The sequence below is a fragment of the Streptomyces phyllanthi genome (genome assembly GCF_009377205.1).
Classification (GTDB): domain Bacteria; phylum Actinomycetota; class Actinomycetes; order Streptomycetales; family Streptomycetaceae; genus Streptomyces; species Streptomyces phyllanthi.
Map to the genome: position 1 here is coordinate 1 of NZ_VJZE01000733.1, position 2,872 is coordinate 2,872.

3 protein-coding genes are annotated in these 2,872 nt (G+C 70.2%); 2 read left to right on the top strand and 1 reads right to left on the bottom strand.

Annotation, left to right across the window (positions count from 1 at the left end):
• Positions 1-27 precede the first annotated feature (27 nt).
• Positions 28-1,098: an adenosine deaminase gene (locus tag FNH04_RS44105; RefSeq protein ID WP_152791855.1), complete on the top strand. Its 1,071-nt coding sequence runs from the start codon at positions 28-30 to the stop codon at positions 1,096-1,098.
• On the opposite strand, the gene FNH04_RS44110 is transcribed toward FNH04_RS44105, so the two are convergent.
• The gene (locus FNH04_RS44110) at positions 1,080-1,595 is read right to left on the bottom strand and encodes a mycothiol transferase (RefSeq protein ID WP_152791856.1); all 516 of its coding nucleotides are present in this window, start codon (positions 1,593-1,595) and stop codon (positions 1,080-1,082) included. The two genes, FNH04_RS44105 and FNH04_RS44110, sit on opposite strands and share 19 nt — an antisense overlap.
• Positions 1,596-1,974: 379 nt before the next feature.
• Between FNH04_RS44110 and FNH04_RS48395 the strand changes: the two genes are divergently transcribed.
• The coding region (locus FNH04_RS48395; protein ID WP_407704185.1) for an RNA polymerase sigma factor at positions 1,975-2,872 on the top strand (898 nt) is incomplete at its 3' end.

A 2,872-nucleotide genomic window follows, 5' to 3' on the forward strand; every position in this document is an offset into this window, starting at 1 on the left:
AGCCCACCCGAGAAAGACACACCACGCATGACCGCGCACCGTATCGACACCGCCGCCATCCGCCGCCTTCCCAAGGCCGTCCTGCACGACCACCTCGACGGCGGTCTGCGCCCCGCCACCCTGGTGGAGCTCGCGGACGCGGTCGGCCACACTCTCCCCACGACCGACCCGGAGGCGCTCGCCGCCTGGTACTACGAGGCCGCGAACTCCGGTGACCTCGTCCGCTACATAGCCACCTTCGAGCACACGCTCGCCGTGATGCAGACCCGTGAGGGCCTGCTGCGCACGGCGGAGGAGTACGTGCTCGACCTGGCCGAGGACGGGGTCGTGTACGGCGAGGTCCGCTACGCCCCCGAGCTGATGCTGGGAGGCGGGCTGACCCTGTCCGAGGTCGTCGGGACCGTGCAGGAGGGGCTGGCCGCCGGTATGGCCGGGGCGGCCGCCGCGGGCACCCCGGTGCGCGTCGGCACCCTGCTCTGCGGGATGCGCATGTTCGACCGCAGTCGGGAGATCGCCGACCTGGCCGTGACGTTCCGGGACGCGGGTGTCGTCGGCTTCGACATCGCCGGCGCCGAGGACGGCTTCCCGCCCGCCGACCACCTGGCGGCCTTCGAGTACCTGCGGAGCGAGAGCGTCCCGTTCACCATCCACGCCGGTGAGGCCCACGGACTGCCCAGCATCCACCAGGCCCTCCAGGTCTGCGGCGCCCAGCGCATCGGCCACGGTGTCCGCATCGCCGACGACATCGTCGACGGCAAGCTCGGCCGTCTCGCGGGCTGGGTGCGCGACCGCCGTATCGCCCTGGAGATGTGCCCCACCTCCAACCTCCAGACCGGCGCGGCCACCTCGATCGCCGAGCACCCCATCACCGCCCTGAAGGACCTGGGCTTCCGAGTCACCCTCAACACGGACAACCGCCTGGTGTCGGGTACGACGATGACCCGCGAGATGTCCCTGCTGGTCGAGGAGGCCGGCTGGACCGTGGACGACCTGCGCACGGTCACGGTCAACGCCCTGAAGAGCGCGTTCATCCCGTTCGACGAGCGCAACGCCCTCATCCGTGACGTGGTGCTGCCGGGTTACGACTCCGCGCGCTGAAGCAGCCCCCGCACGTAGGCGGCCTGGCCGGCGTGCTGGAGGTCGTCGGCCAGGACGCTGACCAGCCGTACGCCGAGGGTGACGGGCGGGGTCCAGCTCTCGTCCACGATCCGGTCGAGATCCTTGTCGCCGATGCCGTCCACGAAGACCAGCGTCCGCTCGTGCACCGCGTCGTAGTAGCCCAGGAGCAGGTCGCCCGAGTCCACCCGGACCTGGGCGACCTTCCTGGGTGTGTGGCCGTATCCCGTGTCCCGGGCGGGCAGTCCGAGGGCGAAGCGGTCCGCCCAGCCCTCCGACAGCCACACCTGCTCCTGGCCGGCCGCGTCCGCCACATGGTCGTCCTGGATGCGGGTCAGGTGCCAGACCAGCCAGGAGACGGAATTGGCGCCCTCCCGGGGCGGGGTGTTGAGGTCGTCGGGGGAGAGGCCCTCGACGGTGGCGTGGACGTCTTCCTTGATACGTCCGAATGCGTCGGTGAGAAGGTCTTTGGAGTGCATGACGTCCAGCCTCCCGCATGGACGGCCGGAGCGCCTCCGAAGTCGCGGGTGAGTTTCCCCTCCTGCTGAATCGCTCATTCCGCTTTCCGTGGTCGTGCATTCCCTGTGGCAAATCGATACTTACTCCAGGTAACTCGACTTCACCGCCATCGAATCTCCTTGAATTCTCCTCGTTTTGATTGCGGGAGAGGTGATGCCTTTCCGAGATGTCGGAACTCTTGTTGCGGACCAAGCGCTGTGCGAAGGTGACGCCTGTCGGTGAACAGGCGGAATCGCCATGGTTCTGGGGGTGCGGTGGCCTGCGTGCCCCGTGGAGGCAACGGACGTGAAGGACGCGACCCACTTGAATTCCCCGAATTTCGCTCGTCCGTACGGAGTGATGGACGAAGAGCTGGCGGCCGATCTGAAGAAGTGCTCCAATAAACGGCCCGCTCACCAGCCCACAGGGGAACTGCTGGACCGGCACTGGAAGGCCGTCTTCTCGTACGCGACCCTGTGCGCCAGTGGTCCGGACCACGCGGGAATACTCGCCACCGCGGCATTTACGAGGGTGTTCGGGGAATCCCTTCGGGGATCCGGTCCGACAGCCGCCTGGCGTCCGCACCTGCTGGTCACGGTGCGCCGTATCGCGGGGGAATGGGACACGGGCGGGCGACGGGTCATGCTCCACCCGGGGCTGCGCTCCGATCCGGGGGTCGCTGACCGGGCCGCGGCACGGCTTCTGCCCGCTGACGACAGGAGGCTCATGTCCCAGGCCTTCCGTCGGCTCCCCGAGCGCGCCCGCTGCGTCCTGTGGCACGTGGAGGCCGAGGCCGAGGACCTCGCCGTACCGGCCGGGCTCCTCGGCGTCGCCCCGGAGGACGCCGCCGTGAAGGTGACGCACGCGCGGGCGCTGCTGCGCGACGCCTGCATACGGGCGCACCGCGAGACCGCCCCGGACGAGGAGTGCCGTCGCTTCAGCCGCCTGCTGGACGTGTCGCTCCGACGCGGTGACGTGGGACTCGACCCGGATCTGCGGCAGCACCTGGCGCACTGCGCCCACTGCCGTCACACCGCCGACCAGGTGGACCACTCCGGCGGCCGGCTGGCCTCCCTGCTGGCCGAGGCGGTGCTCGGGTGGGGCGCGCGGGCGTACCTTGCCTCCCGGCCGGGCCGCCGGACGGAAGCCGGGGAAGTCGCGGATGGCCACGGAGTCGCCGGTGGCCAGGGAGTCGCGGAACCGTGGGCGGCCCAGGGCATGCGGCTGGAGGCGGGTGGGGTGCCCGGCGGCTCGGGTG

Excerpts from the sequence above, each read along its gene's own strand:
- FNH04_RS44110 (WP_152791856.1), bottom strand. The coding sequence starts at position 1,595 with ATGCACTCCAAAGACCTTCTCACCGACGCATTCGGACGTATCAAGGAA.
- FNH04_RS44105 (WP_152791855.1), top strand. The coding sequence starts at position 28 with ATGACCGCGCACCGTATCGACACCGCCGCCATCCGCCGCCTTCCCAAG.